The organism is Chitinophaga sp. YR573, from assembly GCF_900110995.1.
GTDB lineage: Bacteria > Bacteroidota > Bacteroidia > Chitinophagales > Chitinophagaceae > Chitinophaga.
Genome location: NZ_FOJF01000003.1, coordinates 473,830 through 499,857, shown reverse-complemented (window position 1 = coordinate 499,857; position 26,028 = coordinate 473,830). Strand labels below are relative to the sequence as shown.

Here is a 26,028-nt window from a genome sequence, read left to right as displayed (position 1 = left end):
CTGCCTTAAAATTTCTATTTTTACAAAATGAGTAATACCATTGTACCGCAAAAGGGGCTGGAAAACAGCCGTATAGCAGTTATAGGATTAGGTTATGTCGGTTTACCTCTTGCCATTGAATTCTCCAAAAAGTACAAAGTCCTTGGCTTTGACATCAATGAAGATCGTGTAAAAGAGCTGAGTAAAGGGCAGGACAGGACCAAAGAAGCTAATATTGAAGACCTTAATAAAGTCATCAGTATCAGAAAAGAACCAGGCGCAGATAAGGGCCTGTTGTTTTCCTCAGACAAAGCCAACCTGAAAGATTACAATATCTTCATCGTAACAGTTCCAACACCCATCAACGAATATAAATCCCCGGACCTGAGACCGTTAATCAGCGCGTCTACTATGCTGGGCAGTATCCTGAAAGCAGGAGACATTGTGATATATGAATCTACTGTATACCCTGGTTGTACGGAAGATGACTGTGTACCCGTGCTGGAAAAGGTGTCCGGACTGAAATTCAACAAGGATTTCTTTGCCGGTTATTCTCCGGAGCGTATTAATCCGGGTGATAAAGTGAACACCCTTACAAAGATCAAAAAGGTAACCAGCGGATCAACTCCGGAAATTGCGAACAAAGTAGACGCCTTATATGCCTCTATTATAGAAGCTGGTACACACAAAGCCAGCAGTATAAAGGTGGCAGAAGCATCCAAAGCGATTGAGAATGCCCAGCGCGATATCAACATCTCCTTTGTAAATGAACTGGCCCTTATATTTGACCGTATTGGTATTGATACCAACGACGTGATAGAAGCGGCAGGAACAAAATGGAACTTCCTGAAATACAAGCCAGGATTGGTAGGCGGCCATTGCATAGGCGTTGACCCTTATTATCTTGCCCATAAAGCAGAATCCCTGGGTTATCATCCACAGGTAATCCTTTCCGGAAGAAGGGTGAACGACCATATGGGAAATTTTGTTGCCAATAAGATCGTAAAACTCATGATTGAAAAGGACCACAAGATCAAGGGGTCCAAAATACTCATCATGGGAATTACCTTTAAAGAAAACTGTCCGGATGTGCGTAATACAAGGGTGGTAGATATCTACCATGAGTTAAAACAATTTGGTACAGACGTCACTATTTACGACCCATGGGCTGATCCTAAAGAAGTAGCACATGAATATGGGCTGGAGATCGTAACAAAGCTAAAAGATGATGAGATCTATGATGGGATCATTATCGCTGTGGCACATAAAGAGTTCCTCACCTTTGATTATAAAAAGTATAAACGTAATAATGGTGTCATCTTCGATACCAAGGCCTGTATAGACAGAAATCTTGTAGATTGCCGCTTATAGTAGATTTATGAATAATATGTATATTTGCCAGGCACATTTAATTAACCTGGTGTCTTATACTCTATGAAACAATCTCTAATCAGCGTAATTACGCTTTCTCTGTTTTTTGCTGCCTGTAAGAAAGATAGTACGACTACTGTTACGACTGAAACGCCAGTCACAAAGTATATTCAAAGTACTGTTTCTGTTTATGACAGTATCGCCATTGAATATAACATGGATAAATCTGTATACAGGTATCTTGATTTCCACAGGAATGGTGGTCAGTTCTTTGGTGTTTTGCCTAACTATGAGGCTGGAAAAATAACAAAAACAGTTGCTACTTCAGATAGCCTGTTTAGCAGTACATACAATTATCAGACAGTTACTTACAACAGCGTCGGACAAATAAGCAGTATCACTTATTTTAGCAAGGACGGATCTCCTATGACTGTTGATTCCCTGTTATACGATAGCAATGGTAAACTGGATTCAACCCTGCTCTATCAATATAACTCAGGTACAAATGCGAAAGAACTTACGTATAAGTATGCATATACCTGGGATACTAAAGACAATATCATCAAACAGGAAGAGATTTATGTTAAAAATACAGGTTCAACTACAACATATACTTATACTTATGATGATAAAATCAATCCGGTCCTTAAAGTTTCAGGTTATTATTTAATGGAGTTTTCACCTGATGATGTAGCCACCTTGCTGTCTGCCAACAACATGCTGACAACTTCTGCAACAGGAGCAGATTATACATATTCTTCTACCAATACTTATGTGTACGATGCTGACAATTATCCTGCTTCATTAATTTCCAGATCAAGCTATCAGAATACCGGCGCTGAACCACAAAAGGATTCAGTTAGCATAAAAATCATTTACGGTAAATAAGGCAAACCCAACAATGCTTTTGTTTATGATACCAGGGCCAGGTATCATAAACAAAAGCATAATATATTAAGATTATTTATATAATTGAAAATATATGTATATTTGACTGGCATTACTAATCTGGTGCCAGGATGCCTATGAAACAATCTCTTATTTGCTTAGCTACGCTGTCATTGTTATTTGCGGCCTGTAAAAAGGATGACTCATCGACTACTATCACTCCTACTCCGGTTACAAAGTATCTACAGAGTACTATTGCTACTAACGGAGACAGCACTTCGATAGAGTTTAACATGGATAAATCGGTGTACAGGTATCTTACTTTTGGAGAGAATCCTTCCGCTACACTACCTTCTTATACATCAGGGAAAATAGTTACCATAGATTTTACCACAGATCTTTTGCTCACTAATATATATCAGCGTCAGGGTATTACATTCAACGATCTGGGTCTGCCCAGCGTAATCAGTTCCTATGATTCAGAAGGATCATTGATTGGTGTGGATTCCCTGGGATATAACACAGAGAATAAACTTGCAATGCTCTTCCACTTTGAAAAGGATGTCAATACTAATCTGAAACGTCTTTACTCATACGAATATACCTGGAACACAAAGGGTAATATCATCAAACGAAAAAGGACTTCTTCTACGATAGCAGATTACTATGTTGTAACCAATTATACTTATGACGATAAGATTAACCCGGCTCCGAAGGTATTGGGTTACTATCTGGTTAAATTTAATGTAGAAGATCTGGCAGGTTTACTTTCTGCCAATAACCTGCTGACATCTTCTTATTATGACTCAATAACAGCAATCACCACTTCAGTCAACAATACTTACCAGTATGATGAAGATGATTATCCGGCAGTTATGACCTTAAGGACAACAACACAGCATGATGGGGAGGCAGCAGTTACAGACTCTGTTATCCTGACAGCGCACTACGGTAAATAAGTGTTACCACCTATATATTTTAAAAGAACTGGTATATATACTGGTTCTTTTTTGTTTTATCACATTTTTCCTTTCCATAGATACATTGTAACCCAGAATTATTTAATAACTTTACCTCAGCATATGCCTTAAAAAACCCCATATCTTTCTTAAAAAAGCCTCCCTTAAGATTGTTATTATTCCTGGTACACCCTATCGACGGGACATGAAAAATATGTCCGTTACAAGCCATTATTAAGATTACAACTTTGTAAAGTATTCCTTGTAAAGCTGCTTATAACATGCACGCGGTTTTGCAAGAAAAAACCATGTACCGATGAACACACCTTACAATGAAGTTTTAGGGATCAGTGAGTCAGCCCAACTCAAAATTTTACTACTGACAGGTGATACTGCGATGTTGCGCAAATTCCGTCAGCTGTTAACCCCACAGTATACATTATTGGTTGCCAACACTGTCGCTGAAGGCATTGCACATGGTTATAACGATCAGCCTGATATGATTTTGTGTGACTCTATGATGCATGATACCACCGGGTACCAGTTCCTGATCACTCTCAGGAATGATCCCATGTTGAAACACACACCTTTTATCCTCTTCAGCAGACCCAATGGCCCTGCCAATATGCGGAAAGGAATGAACCTGGGTGCTGATGATTTCCTGGTGGCACCCTTTAGCGGAGAAGAATTGCTGAAAAGTATACAGTCAAGACTCAGCAGGTTTTATCATATCAGGGATACCTACCACGCTACAACAAGAGAACTTGTTTCAGCCGGAGAAATAAACACCCTGCCTGTCAATGACAGGTTAAGTAAAACAGAAGCAAAAATACTGGATATGATTGCCAGAGGTATGAGCAGCAGGGATATCGCATCTTATCAATGCATCAGTGTAAGAACAGTAGACAATCACAGGCACAATATTACCAAGAAACTACAACTTTCAGGACCTAATGCGCTTGTAAAATTTGCTATAGGGTATGCGGGAGCTATGGGCAGATAAAGACTTTATTGTATAATGTGTTCTTTTACAATACCCAGTTTTTTCATTCTCGCTTCCAGCGTAGTCGGCTTTATGTCTAAAATATCAGCTGCTCCCTGTGGGCCACGTATCCTGCCATTACAATATTTCAGTACGCGGATAATCGCTTCCCGTTCTGCATCTGCCAGAGAAAGCAAAGGCGGCGGAGAAATATCCGACGCCTTTATCTGCTGACTATCAGGCGCTGTAATTGTAATGGCAGGGGATGTGGCAGAGATAACCGCACGTTCTACCATATGCTCCATCTCACGGATATTACCCGGCCAGTTATAGTTAACAAGCGTAGCAAGGGATGCCCGGTTAATATGCTTAACAACTTTACCATATTTATTGGCTGCTTTCTCCGTAAAATACCGGAGCAATAACGGGATATCTTCTTTCCTTTCTCTTAATGCAGGCAAATGAATAGGGAACACAAATAAACGGTAATAAAGGTCCTGCCGGAAACGACCAGCCCTTACTTCATCCTCCAGTATACGGTTGGTGGCAGCTACGATCCGTACATCCACTTTAATAGCTCTACTGCCACCTAAACGCTCTATTTCTTTCTCCTGTATGGCACGCAGTAATTTAGCCTGCAATTCCAGGGGCAACTCCCCTATTTCATCCAGGAATAAAGTACCACCGTCTGCCATCTCAAACTTTCCGGTACGACGTTGCAATGCACCGGTAAAAGCACCTTTCTCATGTCCGAAAAGTTCAGACTCTATCAGTTGTGCGGGCAATGCTGCGCAATTCACTTTAATCATGTCTTTATCCCTGCGTTGAGAATTATAGTGAATAGATTCCGCCAATAACTCTTTCCCGGTACCTGTTTCGCCGGTGAGTAATACGGTAGCATCGGTAGGCGCTACCTGCCGTACCAGCTGCATCACCGGCTTCAATGTATTCCCTATCAGTTTGCCGTCTTCAATCGAAGCAACATCTTCCAGTGTTAAATAATCCTGCTGTACATTCTTCAAAGAAGTGGTCAGCAATAATTTCAGGCAGGCAACAGAAAAACCAGCGGTATATTCATTTAACTTCGATTGCAATGATTGCGAAAAAGTATTTCTTTGATCAGACAGCAGACATACAAAACCAAAATTTCTGAAAGTATTCCCCAAAGGAATGATCAGCAATTCCATTACTCCACCATTATATAAAACAGATTTCAACGCATCACTCCTGTCCGGAGTTTCCAGTTTCATCACACCGGCAATATCATCCTTCAGATAATACTCCTTTACCTTATCGGGCAGATTACCCAGGTTAAATGCGCCTTCCTTCTGTAACCACCATTGAGCAATAACACCATTAGTATCCGCCATACCTATCAGTATAGAGAAGGCATGCGGATAAGGCTGTAATACAGCCTGTATAAAAGAAAATAAATCATCCTCACTTTTAAATTCCTCTCCGGAAATTGACTTTGTCCCCGGTTGTATACCCGATACGTTCCCTGCGGGCAGCAACCATTCTAATAACTCGAACAGTTCCATAGATCCCAACACTTGCATTATTAAGATTCCGGAACACCTTACGGTATCCGGACTAACTTCTCCATTATTTCGTATTCCCGTTTGGATTAATCCAATATATTGGAGGCTTCTTTTTGGGGGAAAGCACCACAATACACTGAATTACAATAATTTAACTGCATGGCACAGTCATTGCGTCTTTATATGTCTTCCTGGGTAAGGATAAGTGATAATCCAGAAGTCTAAGCACTGGCACATGACATAGCCAGCTATTGGTCTATTAGCTTTGTTCGGGAATAACTCTTCTTGTCAGTTGGCTTTTCAGAGGATGGTTAAAACTATATTAATATGACTATTTTGCAAAAATAATACCATATTATCATTTTTTCTATAATACAATTGTCTCAAGATTAATCATGTTCTTAATATTCATTGTATTAGCGTTTTCGATTGATAGAAAATTCACCTTGACTAAACCATATTAAACATGCCGGGGGGGATTTCTTTTACCTGCTTTGACACGTTTTTTTGAAAAATCCATTCTATGCCCTTTTATACTGTATCCATTTTTGACAATAAGCGGTGGGACCGACTTGTCCGTAACGCACACGCATTTGATTTTTCCCATACCTGGCATTACCACAGTACTGCCACAAGTGGTGAACCTGTTTTACTCGTGTATGAGGAAAAGGATGAATTCATTGCTTTACCACTCATAAAAAGGCATATTCCGGGTACAGAAATATACGAAGCCTATACTATTTCCGGGTATGCAGGCCCTGTATCCAGCAGAAGCTTTGCCCAAACCAGTTATGTTATGCAGGAACGCTTTGAGAGCTCCCTGCTTGACTACTTTGAACGGGAACGCATCATGCATGTAAACATCCGTTTGCATCCTACCATACACAAAGCATTTAAGCCAGTACATGCCGGCCGCCTGGATAAATGTGATGACAGCCTGCTGATAGATCTTTCTCATCCGGCAGAGATTCATCAGCTCCAACATTTTGGAGAGAGCTTTGAACCTGTCGTTAGTATGCTGCACAGGAAAGGCTATACCATCAGGCAAGCGACAGCGATTAACGATGTGGATATTTTTGCAGATATCTTTCAGCATAACATGCTGCGTTTAAATGAAACGATCGGGAGTGTATATGACAAAGCCTGGTTCAGACAGATGATGCGCCCCACAGGGTTCGACAGCAGTCTGCTTGTGGCCTGCCGTGGTACGGTAATAGTAGCTGGCGTACTATTAACCTTCTGTAATGACATCATGCAGTTACACCTGGCAGCAACACACGAAAACCATTTGCAGGATACTCCTTTAAAATTATTACTGGCTGAAGCTGCTGCACTGGGGAAATCCCTTGGCATGCAATATATGCACCTGGGTGGTATAGCAGACAAAGCAGATGCACTGTTTGCAGCGAAGGCGATCTGCCCGGATATATATCCGGGTTTCAAATCGTGGAATGTTAGCACTGCTAACATATTAATTCCGCAAAGCAGCCGTGACTCGCGCCAGGAACTTTTAATTGCTGTTTAAAATAAACGCCGGACGGTACTAACCATCCGGCGTTTTTCTATAAATGAGTTGAATAATGAGCAAAAAAAAACGGCCAACCATGAATGGAAAGCCGGTCTTTCATCCATTGTTTGTTAACCCCAGCTGCTGATCTTTTATTCCGATTGAGCAGCTGGGGCTACCCTTACAATGTTTGTTATGCAATATTAATAAATTGATGTGTACAAAGTTGTTAACCCTTGGTTAACGATGAATTATTATTGCATTAAGTTATCTCATCAGCAATAATGTGCCTTGTTGTTTAATCGCCTGTTGCTTATTGTCTGTATAAGTCACTACCCACACATAACTGCCACCAGTCACACTTACACCCTTTAATTTACCATCCCATCCTTTATCCGTATTGCTACTCTGATAAACTAATTCTCCCCATCGTCCATATATCGACATACGAAAATCTGTAATATCATCCTGCACTCTTGCACGGAAAATATCATTCAGGCCATCTCCGTTCGGGCTAAAGGCATTTGGCATAAACACGGCACAGTCGCGCCATTCCTTGATGATATCTGTTTCTCCTTCTGCTTCACAATTCCAGCGGTCGGTTACACGATAAAGATAATGTCCTCCATCAAGATGATCCAGGACACTGTCCTGTTGCGAAACATAGCCAGGGATACTGTATGTATAAGGTGGTGTACCGCCCTGTACAGCTACAATAATCTGCCCATTGGTAAGATCACTGCAGCTCACATCTTTAGTGCGTACACTTGTTATTTTTAAAGCATCAGGTGAGAAGGTAGCAAAATGTTCAAGATGCAAAGTACAATCAGTATTATCCTTTATCACTGCATAATAAAGGCCATTTTTCTGGTTATTGAAAACAGCAGATGCCTGAAATGAATTACCATTATCAATACTGAATTGATATGGTTCCACCCCATCGCTCACCGTTAAGTTTATTGTTGTTTGACAGTCCTGGAAGGAAACAAAAGCGTAGCCCGTCATTTCATATTCCCTTATATTCATCTGCTTTGAAATGGTATCACCATTCGCATCAGTGACTGTTACTTTGTATATACCCGAAGGCAGATTACTGATAGCTGCACCTGTATAATTAGCAGGTATCCAGTTGTATGAATAAGGTGCTTGTTGTCCGGTTACATTCAGCGTAATAGCGCCTGTATTTGATCCTTTACAGGTATTACGTACTGTTGCATCAATGACCTTCTGCGCGTCTGCATGTATAGAGATCGTGATAAAACAAATATTCAGGTACAAACTACAGCGCCAGGGCGAATGTTTCATATAAGTCTTACGTCTTGATGGTAGCATCTGTTTCCCTGCATTAAAATACAGTTAACAGGCATAAATATATTACATTATTTTAATATAATAAACTGTAATTTCTCATTTTGACTTTTAGCCAATAAAAAAACCATCATGTATCATTTGGCAAATGATGCATGATGGTTTGTAGTTTTTTTATTACTTATTGCTTACGGAGAAATGAATATTCATACCCATTTGGGGAAATGTAAAAGATTTTATACCCTTTTACATTCATCAGTCTGATAATATCTTCTGTATCTGTTTTCGAAAATGCGCTGAAGAAATGATGGAATTCGACCAGGATCTGATCAATCCTCACCCCACTATCAAGTATATCTTTTAAAACAGGATATTCTGCTCCTTCAATATCTATCTTCAATATATCGAGGTAAGTATGGCCAAGATTCTTCATAATTGAATCCAATCTTAACGCAGGTACTTCAACAAAATCTTCCTGCTCATTAATAGCCACACTGGAATGTGATATATAATTTGGATTAGCTGATTTATAGAATTTCATATTACCATTCTTATCAGATAATGCCACTCCCTCATAAATAAACTCAGCTGGCAGATCCTGCGCTGCTAACCAGTCTTTCACCTTAGGTGTAGGATCAAATGCATAAACATTCACTCCATATTTATTGATGATTGATAAATCAAAAGAGATATCATTTCCTATACCGAAAGAATATACGATACTGTCTTTACTAATCAAATCAGGATTAATTACCCAACCTCCATAGGCAGATCCATGTTTCTCTTTTGTAGCCCTAACCTGCACATGGGTATTGGGAGATTTACCAGCCCTGACATGATATTCACGTCTCAGGGTCCTTAAACAATCTTTAAATGTAATCATGATGATAAAGTTCAAAAGATGTTAATATGAAGCGATCTCTTTGAACTAAATTATGATAAATTATATTCCGGAAAAAATTATTGCGCAGAGATATATTCGTAAGTATATTTTATAACGTAGTCACTGGTAGGTGAGCGGTCTGTTCTACCGATGATAAGTCCTATACTGTCTTTGGTATATTCAGAAACAGATGTACTATGCAAATCCTGTTCATAAATTTGCGCCTCCGCACTTTGTACTTGTTTCACCACATAATTATTTTTAGAAAGCCGTGGTTCATTCACGAATTCTCTCTGATATACAAACTGAGAAATATAAGGAAGGTAAACATTCATGTTTAAATAGCTAAGCACACTATAACAACTATCATACTCTGAATAGGTATACAATTCCTCTTCAATGTTCCCATATTGGGGATCTGTAAAGGTATACCATTGACTCAGGTTATCACCGGCATAGGTATATCCGAGGCTATCGATGACAGGCGAATTTACTCCTCCGGAACGTATATATTGTTTAATAACGGAGCCATTATACTGGTAATTAAATATATTCCGGACAGGTTTAATGCCACCGGGATTAAAGACTTTGATAGTATCTATCTTTCCATCTGTAGCATTATACTGAATTGTTTTTATTCGATATTCTACTCTGGTTTTATTGGTGAAGAAAACACTCCCCATCTGCGAGAGCCGGTTTTGGGCATCATAGAAAAGAGTATCTATACGGACCGTATCATGTAAACGGTCATAAGTAATATCCAGCCAGGGGCTTTTCTGAGTATTATAAATATATTCCTCACTGAGATAACTCATAAGAGTTGTTCCACCTCTCAGTTCTGCGTAATATACTTTACTGAGCAACCATTTTCCTTTTTCAGTCTTTGTGGGTGTAGTAGTATCTTTTTTACAACTGATTCCCCAAAAGGTGACAGTAAGAAAGAATAATATGATGCGGATAAAATATTTAGAGTTTTTCATGACTGTAGATTGATGAAGTAAAAATTTTTATTGAGCAGGTGTATATTCGTATTGCTCTGAATATCTAACATCCTCAACATGATTTGTGGATCTACCAGCTACTACAGAATCAAGCGCACTATAATAAACAGCATAGAAATACTCAATCATGTCATAATCTGAAAACCGATACCGGTAATTATTCACGGGGAGCCGGGGAGCCTGCATCATGATGAGAAATTCCGCATCCCAACCCCAACGAGAAACAGGGTACGGGTCCATATCAAATGTTTCCAAACCACTGTATCTATAAGGATTAACCTTGTCATCATATGATTGCAATACCTGCATCTGAGGATCGAACTCTCCCAACGTAAATTTAACAAGGTTTTTCTGCTGATTATAGGTAAAAGAAGCAGTGTCCTTACCAGATGTGGCAATGTGATAGGTGATCTTCAGGATCGTTGTATCCTGGTATACAAAGATGGTACTATCGCTTAAATGGTATTGATTAGTATTATCGAGTGAATATTTAAGACTGCTTGTCTTCCGGCCACTGGCATCATAAAAAAATTCTTTTTTATGAGAGTATAGTCCACCTGCAGTACTAACACTGATATCCGTGCTTTTAATCCGGATTAATTGCTGCTGGCTATTATAATAGAAAGTATCAGTCCTGGCGGGGGCATGTGTTGGATCTAAGACCCGTAGTATTTCCTGATGTACCCAGGGTTTATTGAATTCATTATACACAAACCGATGTCGTATATTGCCATAAGAAGCCCCGGGGCTATCATAGTCATAATGGAATTGTAAGGCTGTAAGCAACCATTCGATTATTGGGGGTTCGGCAGTACAGCATTTTTTCTCAACAGGGTCCTTATCCTTTGTGCAGGCATTAAAAAGAAACGCAACGCCGGCAAGTATGGACAGTACTTTAAAATAATGAGGGGTGTTTTTCATACATAAAAATTTGGGGAATGGAAAGACAAGCTATTGGGGTTATGAGGGTGTAAGGTTACCTTATTTCCTAACGAATATTACCTCATCTAAGAGTCTACTAAACAACAAGTTAGTTAAACTAAATGTAAAACACGTTAATGCCTTGTTAATGAAATAAGATAATTTAAAGCTATTTTATTAAAACCAGGTTCCCCTTTTGCTTTCTGGGTTGGTGTTTACTATCAGTATATGTAATTAACCACAGATAACTTCCCATGGGTAAACTAATGCCATTTTGCTGGCCGTTCCATCCACTTTCGGGATCACGGCTTTCAAAAATCAGTTGTCCCCAACGCCCATATATTGCCATATGATAATCACTGATTGCATCGTGAATTTGAGCACGGAAAACATCATTCACCCCATCCCCGTTAGGTGTAAAAGCGTTAGGTATGATCACAAGGCAGTCGCGCCATTCTTTATTTATGTCCGCCTCCCCATCTACTTTACATTCGTGGCTATCTGTAAGCCGGTAATAATACCGCCCGGCATCTAACTGACGCAAACTACTGTCAGATTGAGATATGTATCCGGGAATACTGTAAGTATAAGGAGGTGTTCCTCCTCCGGCGGTTAATGTAATGCTCCCGTCCGTTGTTTCATTGCAGCTTACCGGCCGCACTTTAACCGATTCAAGCACCAATGGATCTGGCTGGGTAATTACAACATCTCCCAGGTTCGCTATACAGCTGTAAGCATCTCTTACGAACACATCATATGAGCCCGGAGATAAACTATTAAAATAGGGGGATTCCTGATAGGAATAACCACTATCAATACTAAAAAGATAAGGCGTTCCTCCACCACTGGCAGATAAGACGATCCCTGCATCCTTATTACCATAACAATCAATATTTTTAATGGCAGCAGTCGCCTTAATCTGATATTCACTAATTACAACGTCCCCTTTGGTAATAGCTCCATTCGCATCCTTTACGGTCACTTCATAATTTCCGGGAGAAAGGCCACTTACGCTGCTTGTTGTATCATTCCCGGGACTCCACAGATATGAATAGGGCCCATGCCCTTCCATTATTTTAACCATGGCGGTACCACCGGATATACCACGGCAGGTATTCTGAGACAACAATTCTATTTTAATTGCTTCCCGGATAGATGAAAAATTATCGACTAATACAGCTGAGAAATTAGTAGAAGAACATACTTCGGAAAAATAAGGACTAAAAGAAATATAAGTATAATCATGAGAAGGAGTAAAGAACACCGTATATCTCTTCCAGTTTATATTATAAAAAGGATCAGATTGCCATAGTACTTCTGCCTTGTCTGTAGCATTATTCCCACCATAAATCACAAATGAACCATAGCAGATCTTTTTGCTGTAATTTGGCGGATAAGCAAGATCAAAAGAAAGCATATAGGTTTTTCCTGCCTGCAGTGATGTAGATAATTTTTGCGCCATTCCTTCCTGCAACCAGGAATAACAAATCATGCCTACATAAGTGTTCCCATCAGAAGCCGGTAAAGAAACCTTATAGATCCCAGGTTGTATATCAGGTGTTTCACGTACTGCGATCCAGGGATCCGGCACTTTTCCTTCCACACTCTCACCTTCAAGAGAAGGATTCCGTAAAATAATATCCTGAGCTATAATAGGTGATGATATAGTCATTGCAAGTAATAAAATGCAATAGCAAATTACTCCCGCGAAAGTATTCTCAGGCTTCCACAAAGGCATTTTCATAGGACAAGGCACCTTAATTCATAGGATATCGGTAATGTTTCATATAACTATTATCATAAATATAATAGTTATTCAAATATATGTATAAATATCAATTTATAGTAATTATTTATATTATATAACAAGAGGGTATATAAATAAAATAAGCCATCACAATGTGACGGCTTATTTTATAACTACCTGAAAATAAATATCTTACATTATCTTATATCCATAATCCCTTTATAATGGTAACAATCAGGTCCAGCTGTTCAGGCCTGAGGTTAGAACCACTGGGTAAACAAAGCCCGTCATTAAAAAGCCTTTGGGAAACACCATTTTTATAAACAGGGGCAGTTGCAAAAACAGGCTGCAAATGCATCGGTTTCCATAATGGCCTTGATTCAATATTCTCCCGCTCCAATGCAAGACGTACTGTTTCACGGGTTATACCATTGCTTTTTACAGGATCGATCAGTATAGTGGTTAACCAACGGTTGCTAATGCTGTCAACAGGTTCTTCTAACAAACTTACACCAGGTAATGCAGCTAAATGCTGTACATAATAATCATAATTAGCTCTTCTCTGATTGACTCTTTCATCCAATACTTCCATCTGGCCACGACCAATCCCCGCACAAATATTACTCATTCTGTAATTGTACCCTATATGACTATGTTCATAATGTGGTGCCGGATCACGTGCCTGGGTGGCCAGAAATTTAGCCTTACTGATGATAGCGGCATCCTTCCCAACCAGTGCACCTCCTCCGCTGGTAGTGATAATCTTGTTACCATTAAAGCTGAGTATACCCAATTGCCCCAACGTGCCACAGGCCCGTCCTTTATAGGTGGCACCCAAAGCCTCTGCAGCATCTTCAATAACTATTATTCCATATTTATCAGCAATGTGAGTGATCTCATCCATCTTTGCCGGCATTCCATACAAGTGAACGGGAATAATAGCCTTTGGCTTCTTTCCTTTTGCAATCCTGTCCTTTATGGCTTCTTCCAGTAAAACAGGGTCCATATTCCAGGTATCTTCCTCACTATCAATAAAGACTGGTATAGCACCAAGATATGCGATCGGATTCGCAGAAGCAGAGAAAGTCATACTCTGACAAATTACTTCATCCCCCCTCTCTACACCTGCCAATATTAATGCAAGATGCAATGCAGCCGTACCTGAAGATAAAGCGGCTACATATCCGGCACCAGTATACCTGGACAGGTCCTGTTCAAAACCATCTACATTAGGTCCAAGTGGTGCTACCCAATTGGTATCAAATGCTTCATTTACATAGTTCTTTTCGTTGCCTCCCATATGGGGAGATGACAACCATATTTTCTCAGCCATAATTTTTATTCAATCTTGCTATTATAATTTATTATTCTGCCCGGATTGCCAACAACAACAGCATAATCCGGCACGTCCCTGATAATTACAGCACCTGCTCCTATCGTACACCATTTGCCTATTTTAATATTCGGTATAATGGCCGCACCTATACCTACATGGGTCCCCTCTCCGATGCTTACATTTCCTGCTAACGCAGCATTTGGAGAAATATGTACGTAATTGCCCAATATACAATCATGATCTACGGAACAATTGGTATTAAGTATCACATGATTCCCGATAGTTACATTACTATTAATACATACCCCCGCCATTATCGCGCATCCTTTCCCAATACTACTGCGTCGTGAGATGGTAGCAGCAGGATGGATCGCATTTAAATATAAACTGTTAAGTTCTTCTGCTATTTTTTTCCGGATCACATTATTTCCTATTGAAATAAGTAATGCCGGATTCTCCATTGCTTTTATCATAGATAGTCCTCCCAGTACGGGATAATCAAGCACTTTCGTAATGCCCGGATTGTCATCAAACACACCTTCTATAACAATATTATTTGCTTCAAATATTTCAAGGATTACCTTTCCATGACCACTTGCGCCGTAGATGTATTTCTTTTCCATGCTAACCCGTAAATTTTTCCATTGTAATATGTTCTCCCTGGTTTATGTCTGCCGACTTGAATACTTTGCTTATTGTCATCAACAAAATTTTCAGATCAAGCAAAAAATTGACATGGTCCACATACCAGACATCATATTCAAATTTTTGTTGCCAACTAATAGCATTCCTCCCGTTAACCTGGGCCCAACCTGTAATACCAGGCTTTATGATATGTCTGCGTCGTTGTACATCATTGTACAATGGCAAATATTCAATCAGTAAAGGTCGTGGCCCAATTAAACTCATTTCCCCTTTAATTACATTCAATAACTGAGGAATTTCGTCAATTGATGTCTTCCGAATAAATTTCCCTACCGCTGTCAACCTTTTATTATCCGGCAATAGATTTCCTTTCGCATCTCTATTATCATTCATTGTTTTGAACTTGATAACGTAGAATATCCTTTCTCTTTTTCCCGGACGTGCCTGTAGAAAAAACACCTTTCCCCTATTGGCGAAAAAAAGAAAAACCATTGCCAGGAAAAAAACCGGCAACAACAGAATAAACCCGCACAAACTCAATAAAAAGTCTGCACAGGGTTTAATTAAATCCATATAGATGTACCGGTTATTATTCATTTATCTTTCTGTAAGAACATAAATAATTCTTCAAACTTTTTCGTTCCGATCTCTATTGACAGCTGATCGTTATAATACCGGCGACCATTATCTCCTAACACCGCTAACTCCTGCTTACTCATATTTTTTAGCAACAAAACCTTTTCCGCTAATTCATGATCATCTTCCGGTGAGAAGTTATACCCCGCACCCGCTGCATTAACGAGATTTGCGGCATCCCCTTCTACACCTACTAAAATCGGCTTTCCTGCCAACAGATAAGCTTGTGTTTTTGAAGGTACCGTTATTTCAAATAATTTATCCTTTACCAGATGAATCAACAATACATCTGCCATCGCCAGATATTTCCCTACCTCACTATTCGGTACACGCCCCAAAAATCTGATATTATCCAACCGGATGCTCTCTACCTGTTCTTTTAGCCTTGCTACATCTACTCCTCCTCCCAGTAAAACAAACTCAATCTCCGTTTCCCCTGCCTGTTTTAACCGTTCTGCACAACGGATCACTACATCCAATCCCTGTGCCAGCCCAATCGTACCTGCGAACAGAATGGAAAACCGTTTTGTCTTTTCCTCCCCATCAACAACATCGGGTACATTAATCGGGTTACTCCAATTATAGATCACACTCACTTTAGAAGCCGGCACTCCTCTCTCTATCAACAACTCCTTAAATCCCCCGGACAATACAGTAATATGATTCACCCGTTTGTAGCAAGCATTCATATAAGACCCGATCATCTTAAGCAAACGGGGATTATTGAGCATTCCCGTAACTTTTAACGTATCCGGCCACATGTCCTGAATGTCATACACTACAGGTATTCCTCTGAAAAACTTAATCATTAATGCCGGAATGGCTACTGTAGCAGGTGGATGATATACATACATTACATCTGCCTTATTTACTTTAAATATGCCAATGAGGCTCGCAAAAAAAGCGAAACTCAAATAGTTTAAGATCCTTTTAAATGCAGATCTGTCATGATTAGGATATAAAGCACAGCGTAATATTTCTATACCATCAATCTTTTCTCTTTTAAATAATGAGATCTTATACCCTTCATACACTTTGCCTCCGGGATAATTGGGGAATCCGGTCAGAATCTGGACTGTATGTCCTCTTTCCTGCAAGGCTTTGGCAAAGGTGAGTGCTTTTAAATCCGGCTCCGGATAACACCATTGGCTCAGAATCAAGACCTTTATATTTCTTCCGACCATTAGAATTATTTTCCAGCTTTTAAGACAGTTTTAAAATCTTCTCGTCGATGAACTTCCCGATATCGTTCCATGATGGAGATTCGGCAATCATCTGATTACCTCTGTCCACCTTCCGGGTCAATTCTACAGGATCATCAAAGGCTTCTACTATAGTATCAATAATATCATTCGCATCTACAGGATCAAAATAATACGCTGCATCTTTACAAACCACTTCTGCAAAATCAAGATTACTTGTGAAAATTGGTTTTCCGAAATACATTGATTCAATATAAGTACCAGAAAAAGATTCCAGGAAAGTTGGCAAAAACACCCCGTCATGCTCATCATATACATAAGGGATCTGTTCAAGCGTGATATTGCCCTTATTGACAATTACAGCGCCTAAATTCAGTTTTGCAATATTCTCAAGAAACTCCCGGCTTCCTTCATTTTCTTCTGGTTCGATCGTTACAGATATTTTTATATCCAGCTTCCTGTTTAGAATCTCTCTACCTACTTCATATAAAATTTCAAAATTCTTATGCAGATAATATTTACTCAGAAAAAGAAGTTTGATCTCCTTACTATTTGAGGAACCTGCCTTAACAGCACTTTCAGGCAATTTTGAACTGGTAAAGGAAACCGCACAAGGCATAACAAATACCTTATCTAAAGGAATATTATACAAAGCGCTGATCCGCTTTTTCATTACTTCAGTCTGCACACATAATATGGAAGCATATTTCAGATTTGCTTTAATTAATCTTAACACATTCCTGATATAGAAATAAAACTTCCTGTTGTTCTTCTTTATTCTTTCCCACATGATACTTTCCGGATAAGCCAGGTAAGGCATCATTATTAATAATAACTGTGGTTTCCTTGTAGGGATTGCAACATTCCCCAGACTCAATATAAAATCAGCCTTAAACGCAACCTGGTATACAGGAAGAAGTATATAAGTTATAATAAGTTTGAATACAGAGGTATTGAAAATTTTATGGAAATAGACTATTTTCACTTTTTCACTAATACCATCAAATCTTTCGTATCCATTTCCCGCAGGAGCCGCTATCACCAGAGAAGAAATGTCGGGATGCAACATGTAATAATTAATAATGTTCATCCCTACAGTCTTACCACCTCCGAATCTCAGATTGGAGACGTTAATAAATAATTTCATCGCTATAAATGTTTACTTTTCACCCTTATTATTCATAATTTCTCCACACCGTTCTTTTCACATAGTCCGTGTATGAGATAATTATTCTCACCACTTTATCTGCAACGTTGGGCATACTGTAATCACTTACTTCTCTAAAGTTCCGTTCTTCTTTCAATTGATATTCCAACTGCTTCAATCCTTGCAGTACTCTCTCCGGATTAAGCCCCACCATCATAACAGAAGCCTCTTCCATCGCTTCAGGCCGTTCATGGGCTTCTCTTATATTAAGCGCCCGGAAATTAAGTATTGACGATTCTTCTGATATTGTGCCACTATCAGACAAAACCGCTTTTGCCTGCATCTGTAAAGCTATATAGTCCTTTAATCCAAGAGGTTTCATTAATCTGACGAGTGGATCAAATGTAATATTCTTTGCCTCTATCATTTTGCGTGTTCTCGGATGTGCTGATACAATTACAGGCAATCCAAATACTTTCGCAATATCATTCAGTATAACAACAAGGTTATTAAAGTTCTTATCGGAATTAATATTCTCCTCTCTGTGAGCAGATACTACAAAATATCCTTCGGGCTTTAAATTCAATGTATTTAAAACCTGGGACTGTTTTATCCCCGGCATATAATAATGCAATACTTCATACATGGGACTGCCTGTCTTAATTACTCTGTCGGGCGGCAATCCTTCACGTAAAAGATATTCTCTGGCTATATCTGAATAAGTAAGATTGATATCACTAACATGATCTACGATCTTCCTGTTAGTCTCCTCTGGCACCCTCTGATCAAAACAGCGATTACCAGCCTCCATATGAAAAATAGGGATCCTTCTCTTTTTAGCAGGGATCGCACATAAACAGCTGTTGGTATCACCTAACACAAGGAAAGCATCAGGATTTTCGCTTTCCAGGATAGGATCAATTTTAATCAATATCTGGCCAATAGTTTCTGTAGCCGTTTTACCGGCAGCCTCCAGAAAATGGTCCGGTTTACGAAGTCCCAGGTCTTCGAAGAATATCTGGTTCAATTCATAATCATAATTCTGACCAGTATGTACCAATACATGTTCAATCGCCTCTGATTCATCCAGTTTTGCCAGTACTCTTGACAAACGTATTATCTCTGGCCTTGTACCAACTACAGTCAGTACCTTTAATTTTTTTACGCTGTTGCTCATATACGATGGCTACTTAAAAATTGATTTTATACTACTTCGAAATATGTATCCGGATCCTGTGGATCAAAAAATTCATTGATCCAGAACACAGTATATAATTCTTCCTCTCCGATATTTTTGATATTATGCGTATACCATACCGGCATATCCACATACGAAGGCGTTGAACCATCCAGTTCAAAATTCAGCACCACATCTGAATTATATTTCCTTAACTGGATCAATGCTTTACCCTTTATGACAAGGAAACGTTCGATTTTCCTTGTATGAAAGTGATTACCCCTTGTAATATCTTTATGAGTAGTGGAAAAAGACACCTGCCCTCCCTGCTGTAGCTTAATCATTTCTACAAATACACCCCTGTTATCAGCATGTTGCTTCAATATAAAAGGGAAATAAGTGTGATGGTCAATATAACTCCTGAAGGTATTAAACAGGTTGATACTAAACTTATCCGGTAAGTCAGGGAAAATACCCTGATCATAATACAATGTTTTGTAAGCCTTCAGTTTATCCAGGACCTGGGATACATAACATTCACTGGTAGCAGGTACTTCCAGCGCCGGTTCATTTATCTCATTCCTGATACTGTTAATCATTACCTCCGCCAGTTCATCTACATAGATCAGTTTCAGAAACCCGTCATTATCTATAGCAGGTAACTGACCATTACATAACTGATAACAAAATGTAGCTACTACGGAATTGTAAAAAGGTTTCCCAAAAGGACCAAATACATTAGGTATCACCATACCTGTAAAGCGGGCATGGTTTTTCCCTGCCCACTCTATAAATAATTCTCTGCCTGCCTTTTTTGATATACCATATAAATTGTCTCTTTCTTCCTGTGTAGAAGATGAAAATAATACATGTGGAATATGACCTGCTGTTTCCATGGCAGCCACCAACTGTGCAACCAGTTGTATATTGGTATCATGGATAACCTGCGGATCAGGATGGCGGTTCATAGCCGCAAGATGAATGATTACATCACATTGCTTCACCCATGCAACAAGGTCCGGGGCTGATTCAAAATAAGATTTATCAAAAGGGATCAATTCAAACTCCTCTTTTAATAAACTGATCTTATTAAAAAGATAAGAACCGGCAAAGCCGTTTTGTCCAGTAATACCAATTTTTTTTATTGCCATTTTTATATCGGTTACCCATGCCATACGGCCATGTCAGTCTTTAATTCTTCCTGTACATAATCCAGGTTCAGTAATAATTCTTTTAATTCCGCATTGCTTAAACGATGCGTGTTATGAGAATGATAATCCTGCATCTCTGCTATTTTACTGTTACCTTCCGAGAAATACTTGGCATAGTTCAAATCCCTGTCATCAGCTGCAATACGGTAAAATTCTCCCATATCCTCTGCCTTTCCAAATTCTTCCCTCGTGAGTAAAGTTTCATATAATTTCTCACCATGACGGGTACCTATTACATGTATCTCACTTTTACTTTCAAAAATTTCGAGTAACACTTCAGCCAGTTGCCCGATTGTAGCAGCAGGCGCTTTCTGCACAAAAATATCTCCCGGATTTGCGTTTTCATAAGCAAACAATACCAGTTCCACCGCATTATGCAGAGACATCATAAAACGTGTCATCTCCGGATCTGTGATGGTTAACGGTTTCCCTGCCTTTATCTGTGAAATAAATAAAGGAATAACAGAGCCCCGGCTGGCCATCACATTGCCATACCTTGTACAGGTAATAAGAGGTGTGGAATGTAACCGCGCCTTGGATACAGCTACCTTTTCCATCATAGCTTTTGAAATACCCATTGCATTTATCGGGTAAACTGCCTTATCTGTTCCTAAACAAATGAGTTTACTAATCTTATGATTAATTGCAGCTTCTACCACATTCTCTGTACCCAATACATTTGTCCTTACTGCCTCCATAGGATAAAATTCGCATGATGGCACCTGCTTCAATGCGGCAGCATGGAAAACATAGTCGACCCCATCCATTGCATTATTAATACTTCTGAAATCCCTCACATCTCCCATGAAAAATTTAATTTTATCATTGCGCAATAAATTGCGCATATCATCCTGCTTTTTCTCATCACGGCTAAAAATGCGGATTTCTTTGATATCTGTATGGAGAAACCTCTTTAAAACTGCGTTACCAAATGAACCAGTTCCACCGGTAATTAACAGAACTTTATTTGAAAACATATTATCTCGCATATAATAAATAATTAAGTCTTTTTATATTTATATCACTTTCAGATATTGAAAACAATCCTCAAAGCCTTTGGTAAAATTGCTCAACTTAAGATTCCTGTTGGCATAATCAATACAGTAATGCCGGTATTCTTCTCTTTTTACTATGCAGGTTTTAATAACATCCAGAAACTCTTCTTCATTATCAAAGTTTATAAAATGTCCGTTTTTTCCATCTTCCAGGTACTCTACTTCCGGGCTATGCATAGCTTTCGTTCTATCACGCTCCACTATTGCGGGAACCCCCAAAGCCAGGCAATGATTAATGGCCAGACCAATATAACCAGGTGAAAGAAAGAAATCCGTCACATAGATATAAGGTGCCGATTTTCTGAAATCAGGCATGCTCCCCATAAAATGAAAATCCTTTCTGAAATCAGGCGCTATCTGTTCTTCAAGGTTTTTTCTCTCTGGCCCATCTCCTATGATGATGCAGCCTATATCAACCCCGCTATGTTTTAATAACTGTACCTTTTGAATCACCTCCTCTACCCTTTTATCCGGGATCAGTTGTCCAATAAACAATGCATAATATCTATTGCTTAATCCCAACTGTTTTTTTAATATGGCCGGCTCTTCTAATTGTTCTCTGATAGCTGAAATCAGTTCAATATTAATTGTATTGGTAGCTACAAAAACTTTTTGGGGATTACAATGAGTGGTGATTTCTCTTTTACCTTCTTCCGAATAAGTCAGATATCCGTCAGCAGCTACTGCAAGAATATTTCTAAGTTTGTTACGGGCAGAGATACCTGTATTATCAGTGCTTGTTGCTTTAGCATGTCCCCAGAAAATGATCTTTATTTTAATGAGCTTAAATAACAGCAAAAAATAATTAGACAGGAATCTCGAATTGCCTTCCACTACTATAGCTTTAGGTCTTCCAAACCGTATAATAGGGGAAAGAATACCTTGCCAGAAAAAGATGCCCCGGAATAACGTATATAAATTAAGCTGCTCAGATTTAAATGTAACGCCCTTCCCATCAAGGATTAAAGAGTTTGATTTAATTCTGTGGTCATGAAATACAATCAATTTTCCGCCCAATACCTCATTCAGGTAATTAAAGTTATCAATCCTGTAATGAGGTATTATTCTTTGATATATAAAGATATTTTCCTGCATTGTTGTCCTGAGCAATTTATTATTTAAAAAGTTTCATAATCTCAGTCGCATATTGCAATGTCATATCATCGTGATAATCATTAAAATTTCCTCTGCTAACTGCCACCTCCTTCATTAAATTATTATTTTTCACTTTATTCAAATAGGCATCATACCCCCACCATACAATACCTGCAAACAGAGGGTTTCCCTTACCTGCTGATAATATAGACTGAACGTGGCTCTTAAAGTCGTCTAAGGATATCAATGTGTATCCTATTTTATGATTGCTGGGATGCCACCGATGCCATACAAAAGGCATTACAGGAACACCCAATTGTTTGGCCAGGCTAAGAGCATTGGCAAGATTATCATTTACGTAACTCTGATTGCTGATTACACGGGAATTAGGATAATATTCATATAATGAAGGAAACATAATGTCACATTCCCTGAGCAGGGACGCTACTTTTTTTGAATTGGCTTTCCATTTATCAGTCCTGTTCCAGAAGGCATTGAAGGGAAGATTATAATAACCCCAATAAACATTGGGTCTTGTATTTTTTGCTATTCTTAATGCTTTGAGATAGTAGTTATTAAGAATGGATTGATAATCCGGATCATCTTCATCTTTAGCATACAGAATAGCGGCAGGCTTGCCTTCAATATCCATTATCCCGATACCACTGGCATTTTTATCAGGAAATATCCGTTCAATAGTACTAACAAGTAATGATTCATCTACCTTCATGTCCCCTTTGGGCTCTACATAACGCTGATAAATTACATGGACCCGCATAATATTTTTTTGGTCCATAAAAGATTGTAATTTAGGACCAACATCTTCCATTCCTATATAAAGCTTAGGCCCGCCTGCAACCTTAAATTTGCTCTGCCCATTTACTATATTACTAACTACAAAAATCAGCATAATAGTAAAAGACGCTGACTTGAATTGCATTAATGTGCCTAAACGCTTCATAAATTTCAATTTTAATAATTTAAATAATGTAATTACTGAGCATTTATTATGAATTCATTTCTCCTGTATTGCAATAACCTTGACTGTCTCTTCCGAGTATGAACATAATAATTATTAAGCAACGCCATCGTAAACCATAATTTCTGGCTTCCAAAAAGCGATCCCGTAGTAAGTCCTCCAACTACCTGCATAATACAGATCATGGCTATCCAGTTTATATCAAAGTCAAGCATCAGCCTAAATGAATTTTTTAAAGAGGATACATAAAGAATTAACATACAGATACCACCAAGCAATCCACAAGCCATCATGGCTTCCAAAATTAAATTGTGAGGGTAAAAATGATATTTACGGACTTCAATCAAGTCTCCGAAAATGGGATTATCCTGAAATTGATTCCAGGCAGTATGCATCATCTCATATCTTAACTTATCACTTGTGTTGTTGGTATTTGAGGTACTGCTCAATCTTCTGAATAAGATATCAAAGAAAGCTGAATCCTGTAAACTAAAATACAGTGCTATAAATCCCAGCATTAAAAATATGACAATGAATTTCCCTTTCCCTGATTTAAGATATAAAAAAAAGAAAACCAAAAAAGCTATCATCAACTGAATAAAAGGCCCCCGGGAACCGGATAATCCAATATTTATCAATCCAAATGGTATTGGCAAAAGCAGCAAAAAGGCATATTTCGATTTTTGCTTATAACGGAAAAACACACAAATTGCCAATACAACGAGATTCGCGCCTGCCTGTCCGTAAGAAATAGCATTTAAAAACTCATTTCCGGCTTTACGGGTGTCCACGTCAACATCTGATGTAGTACCAAGGTTATTATTATATCCCAGCACATTTACCAGTACAGCGAAAATATAACTGTATAATAAAGCAGCATGTAAAGTTTTACTATTTACAGGAAATAAAAAGGCAATCATTGGCAAAAAACATAATGCTATAGCAAATAGCCAGTAATCTGCCAGTGGTCTGTATACTTCATCCGCAGCAAAAATAGTATCATGAAAAAGACGCATTATATATAATCCCCAAAAAAGAAACAATACTTTCGTTGCATTATTAAATTCAATTCGTCTTCTTTCTTTCAGGGTAAACAGGCAAAGCAATGTTACTCCAAGATAAAATGCCCGGTAGGGAACTGTAAATACCCTTGAATCCAGGCCAAGCTTGGCCGGAACAAATGAAATAAGTTCATATCCCAGCAAGCCCAAACTAATAAGCAGTACCTGTAGTTTTACTACCTTATCTGTTTGATGTATATTTCTCAGTAACTCCATATATTGATGAATATATTTAAATATCAATTGCCGTTTCTTGCCACAATCTTCATTAAGCGGTCCACATTCGTGCCTACACTAAATTCATTAGCATCTGATTTTGCCTGCTGCCCCATTTTAGGCCAGTTATCAATGTTATCTATAGAAATGTTCATCGCCTCTCCATAATCCTTTACGGTAGGATGTGATACCAGCCAACCGTTGATATTATCTTTAATCATTTCTGCAGGTCCACCCAGATGATAAGCAATGATTGGTTTACCGGCACCTAATGCCTCTGCAATACTGATGCCGAATGGTTCTGCATTTCTGCGGCCATTTACAATAATATCCACACTTGAATAGAATCCCCCCATATCCTGTATTCCTCCCAGAATATGAATTTGTTTATCAAGAAATTCACCCGCCACTTTTTTAACTTTCTCTGAAAACGGCGTATTCAAAGGACCACCGGCAATTAAAAGATGACCACCTTTACCTGGAATTTTTGACTTTATAAATGCTTCCACCACAATATCCTGTGCTTTTTCTTCATCCATCCTTGCTGCCATTCCGAACACGGGTACATTCTTATCTATTGCAAGTTTCTGCCTGTAAACAGACGAAGTTTCACTCAGTCTTTCACTATCAAATCCGGGATACACCACATCTTTACATTGCCCACCTAAAGTATTTTTTGTATAAATGCTATTAGCAACCTGTACTATATTATATACCTTACAGTAGAAGTTGTAATAATTCCTGGAAAGAGAACCCGTAACAACACTGGGAAGATGCCAGAGACTTTTTGTTTTAAGTATGCGGGCTAACTTACCGCCTAAATGTATGAATGTAGCCCGTCTGAAAATAACAGCATCATACTGAGCATCTTTCTCAAGCAACTTTCTTACATTTTCCGAATGCTTAACTCCATATTTATAAGATGCTATTATTGAACGTATGATTTCCGATGTAGAGCCTGCATATATAGGCGTAAATCCGGGTAATAAATAGATATTATTACAAATCTTCCTATATTGTTCTACTTTCTCTCCATCTCCAACGATGAGTGCATCTACTACAACATTTTTCCTCCGCAGTTCCTTTATAAACTGCATTTCGCATGTAAAAACACCGCCACCATCATTGCTATCTAAAATCTTTAATATTCTCATAAAGAATGAAACGTATTTAACTACTTA

At 38.7% G+C, this 26,028-nt stretch carries 23 protein-coding genes; 5 read left to right on the top strand and 18 right to left on the bottom strand.

Annotated features, from left to right (window positions below):
- Positions 1-27 precede the first annotated feature (27 nt).
- The 4 genes from BMW86_RS28490 (at position 28) to BMW86_RS28470 (ending at position 4,200) form a co-directional block, all read left to right on the top strand.
- Positions 28-1,350: a nucleotide sugar dehydrogenase gene (locus BMW86_RS28490; protein ID WP_089786671.1), complete on the top strand. Its 1,323-nt coding sequence runs from the start codon at positions 28-30 to the stop codon at positions 1,348-1,350.
- 63 nt (positions 1,351-1,413) lie between these two features.
- The gene (locus BMW86_RS28485) at positions 1,414-2,238 is read left to right on the top strand and encodes a hypothetical protein (RefSeq protein WP_089786668.1); all 825 of its coding nucleotides are present in this window, start codon (positions 1,414-1,416) and stop codon (positions 2,236-2,238) included.
- Positions 2,239-2,369: 131 nt separating this feature from the next.
- A complete protein-coding gene (locus BMW86_RS28480; RefSeq protein WP_089786666.1) occupies positions 2,370-3,197 on the top strand; it encodes a hypothetical protein in 828 nt (275 codons plus the stop codon).
- Between the two features lie 316 nt (positions 3,198-3,513).
- Entirely contained in the window at positions 3,514-4,200 is a 687-nt protein-coding gene (locus BMW86_RS28470) for a response regulator transcription factor (RefSeq protein ID WP_089786661.1), read from the top strand.
- 5 nt (positions 4,201-4,205) lie between these two features.
- Here BMW86_RS28470 and BMW86_RS28465 read toward each other — a convergent pair whose 3' ends face one another.
- Positions 4,206-5,720, bottom strand: coding sequence for a sigma-54 interaction domain-containing protein (locus tag BMW86_RS28465; RefSeq protein ID WP_218149248.1), 1,515 nt, complete (start codon positions 5,718-5,720; stop codon positions 4,206-4,208).
- Between the two features lie 523 nt (positions 5,721-6,243).
- Between BMW86_RS28465 and BMW86_RS28460 the strand changes: the two genes are divergently transcribed.
- Positions 6,244-7,245, top strand: coding sequence for a GNAT family N-acetyltransferase (locus tag BMW86_RS28460; RefSeq protein ID WP_089786656.1), 1,002 nt, complete (start codon positions 6,244-6,246; stop codon positions 7,243-7,245).
- A 249-nt stretch (positions 7,246-7,494) separates the two neighbouring features.
- Here BMW86_RS28460 and BMW86_RS28455 read toward each other — a convergent pair whose 3' ends face one another.
- From BMW86_RS28455 to BMW86_RS28375, 17 genes are all read right to left on the bottom strand, one after another.
- Positions 7,495-8,559 (bottom strand): T9SS type B sorting domain-containing protein, encoded by a 1,065-nt coding sequence (locus tag BMW86_RS28455; protein WP_089786654.1) that lies wholly within the window; start codon positions 8,557-8,559, stop codon positions 7,495-7,497.
- A 157-nt stretch (positions 8,560-8,716) separates the two neighbouring features.
- Entirely contained in the window at positions 8,717-9,418 is a 702-nt protein-coding gene (locus tag BMW86_RS28450) for an FkbM family methyltransferase (protein ID WP_089786652.1), read from the bottom strand.
- 77 nt (positions 9,419-9,495) lie between these two features.
- Entirely contained in the window at positions 9,496-10,398 is a 903-nt protein-coding gene (locus tag BMW86_RS28445; protein ID WP_089786649.1) for a hypothetical protein, read from the bottom strand.
- 27 nt (positions 10,399-10,425) lie between these two features.
- Complete coding sequence (locus tag BMW86_RS28440) at positions 10,426-11,340, bottom strand: hypothetical protein (RefSeq protein ID WP_089786647.1); 915 nt, start codon at positions 11,338-11,340, stop codon at positions 10,426-10,428.
- A gap of 169 nt (positions 11,341-11,509) precedes the next feature.
- Complete coding sequence (locus tag BMW86_RS28435; protein ID WP_177189428.1) at positions 11,510-13,012, bottom strand: T9SS type B sorting domain-containing protein; 1,503 nt, start codon at positions 13,010-13,012, stop codon at positions 11,510-11,512.
- Positions 13,013-13,289: 277 nt separating this feature from the next.
- On the bottom strand, positions 13,290-14,420 hold the full coding sequence (locus BMW86_RS28430) for an aminotransferase class I/II-fold pyridoxal phosphate-dependent enzyme (RefSeq protein WP_089786643.1): 1,131 nt from the start codon (positions 14,418-14,420) through the stop codon (positions 13,290-13,292).
- Positions 14,421-14,425: 5 nt separating this feature from the next.
- Positions 14,426-15,046, bottom strand: coding sequence for an acetyltransferase (locus BMW86_RS28425; RefSeq protein WP_089786641.1), 621 nt, complete (start codon positions 15,044-15,046; stop codon positions 14,426-14,428).
- Position 15,047: 1 nt separating this feature from the next.
- Positions 15,048-15,641, bottom strand: coding sequence for a sugar transferase (locus BMW86_RS28420; RefSeq protein WP_143056722.1), 594 nt, complete (start codon positions 15,639-15,641; stop codon positions 15,048-15,050).
- Positions 15,642-15,661: 20 nt separating this feature from the next.
- The gene (locus BMW86_RS28415; protein WP_218149247.1) at positions 15,662-16,888 is read right to left on the bottom strand and encodes a glycosyltransferase family 4 protein; all 1,227 of its coding nucleotides are present in this window, start codon (positions 16,886-16,888) and stop codon (positions 15,662-15,664) included.
- A 19-nt stretch (positions 16,889-16,907) separates the two neighbouring features.
- Positions 16,908-18,053 (bottom strand): glycosyltransferase, encoded by a 1,146-nt coding sequence (locus BMW86_RS28410; RefSeq protein ID WP_089786639.1) that lies wholly within the window; start codon positions 18,051-18,053, stop codon positions 16,908-16,910.
- Positions 18,054-18,081: 28 nt separating this feature from the next.
- On the bottom strand, positions 18,082-19,230 hold the full coding sequence (gene wecB / locus BMW86_RS28405; RefSeq protein ID WP_089786636.1) for a non-hydrolyzing UDP-N-acetylglucosamine 2-epimerase: 1,149 nt from the start codon (positions 19,228-19,230) through the stop codon (positions 18,082-18,084).
- A 26-nt stretch (positions 19,231-19,256) separates the two neighbouring features.
- Entirely contained in the window at positions 19,257-20,381 is a 1,125-nt protein-coding gene (locus BMW86_RS28400) for a polysaccharide biosynthesis C-terminal domain-containing protein (protein ID WP_255373033.1), read from the bottom strand.
- A gap of 11 nt (positions 20,382-20,392) precedes the next feature.
- A complete protein-coding gene (locus tag BMW86_RS28395; protein ID WP_317042627.1) occupies positions 20,393-21,430 on the bottom strand; it encodes a polysaccharide biosynthesis protein in 1,038 nt (345 codons plus the stop codon).
- Positions 21,431-21,457: 27 nt separating this feature from the next.
- The gene (locus tag BMW86_RS28390) at positions 21,458-22,591 is read right to left on the bottom strand and encodes a glycosyltransferase (protein WP_089786632.1); all 1,134 of its coding nucleotides are present in this window, start codon (positions 22,589-22,591) and stop codon (positions 21,458-21,460) included.
- A 19-nt stretch (positions 22,592-22,610) separates the two neighbouring features.
- Positions 22,611-23,552 carry a hypothetical protein gene (locus tag BMW86_RS28385; RefSeq protein WP_089786629.1) on the bottom strand — a complete coding sequence of 314 codons (942 nt, stop codon included), beginning with the start codon at positions 23,550-23,552 and terminating at the stop codon, positions 22,611-22,613.
- Positions 23,553-23,584: 32 nt separating this feature from the next.
- The gene (locus BMW86_RS28380; protein ID WP_143056721.1) at positions 23,585-24,874 is read right to left on the bottom strand and encodes an O-antigen ligase family protein; all 1,290 of its coding nucleotides are present in this window, start codon (positions 24,872-24,874) and stop codon (positions 23,585-23,587) included.
- On the bottom strand, positions 24,871-26,001 hold the full coding sequence (locus BMW86_RS28375) for a glycosyltransferase family 4 protein (protein WP_089786625.1): 1,131 nt from the start codon (positions 25,999-26,001) through the stop codon (positions 24,871-24,873). Before BMW86_RS28375 ends, BMW86_RS28380 begins: the two co-directional genes overlap by 4 nt.
- Positions 26,002-26,028 lie beyond the last annotated feature (27 nt).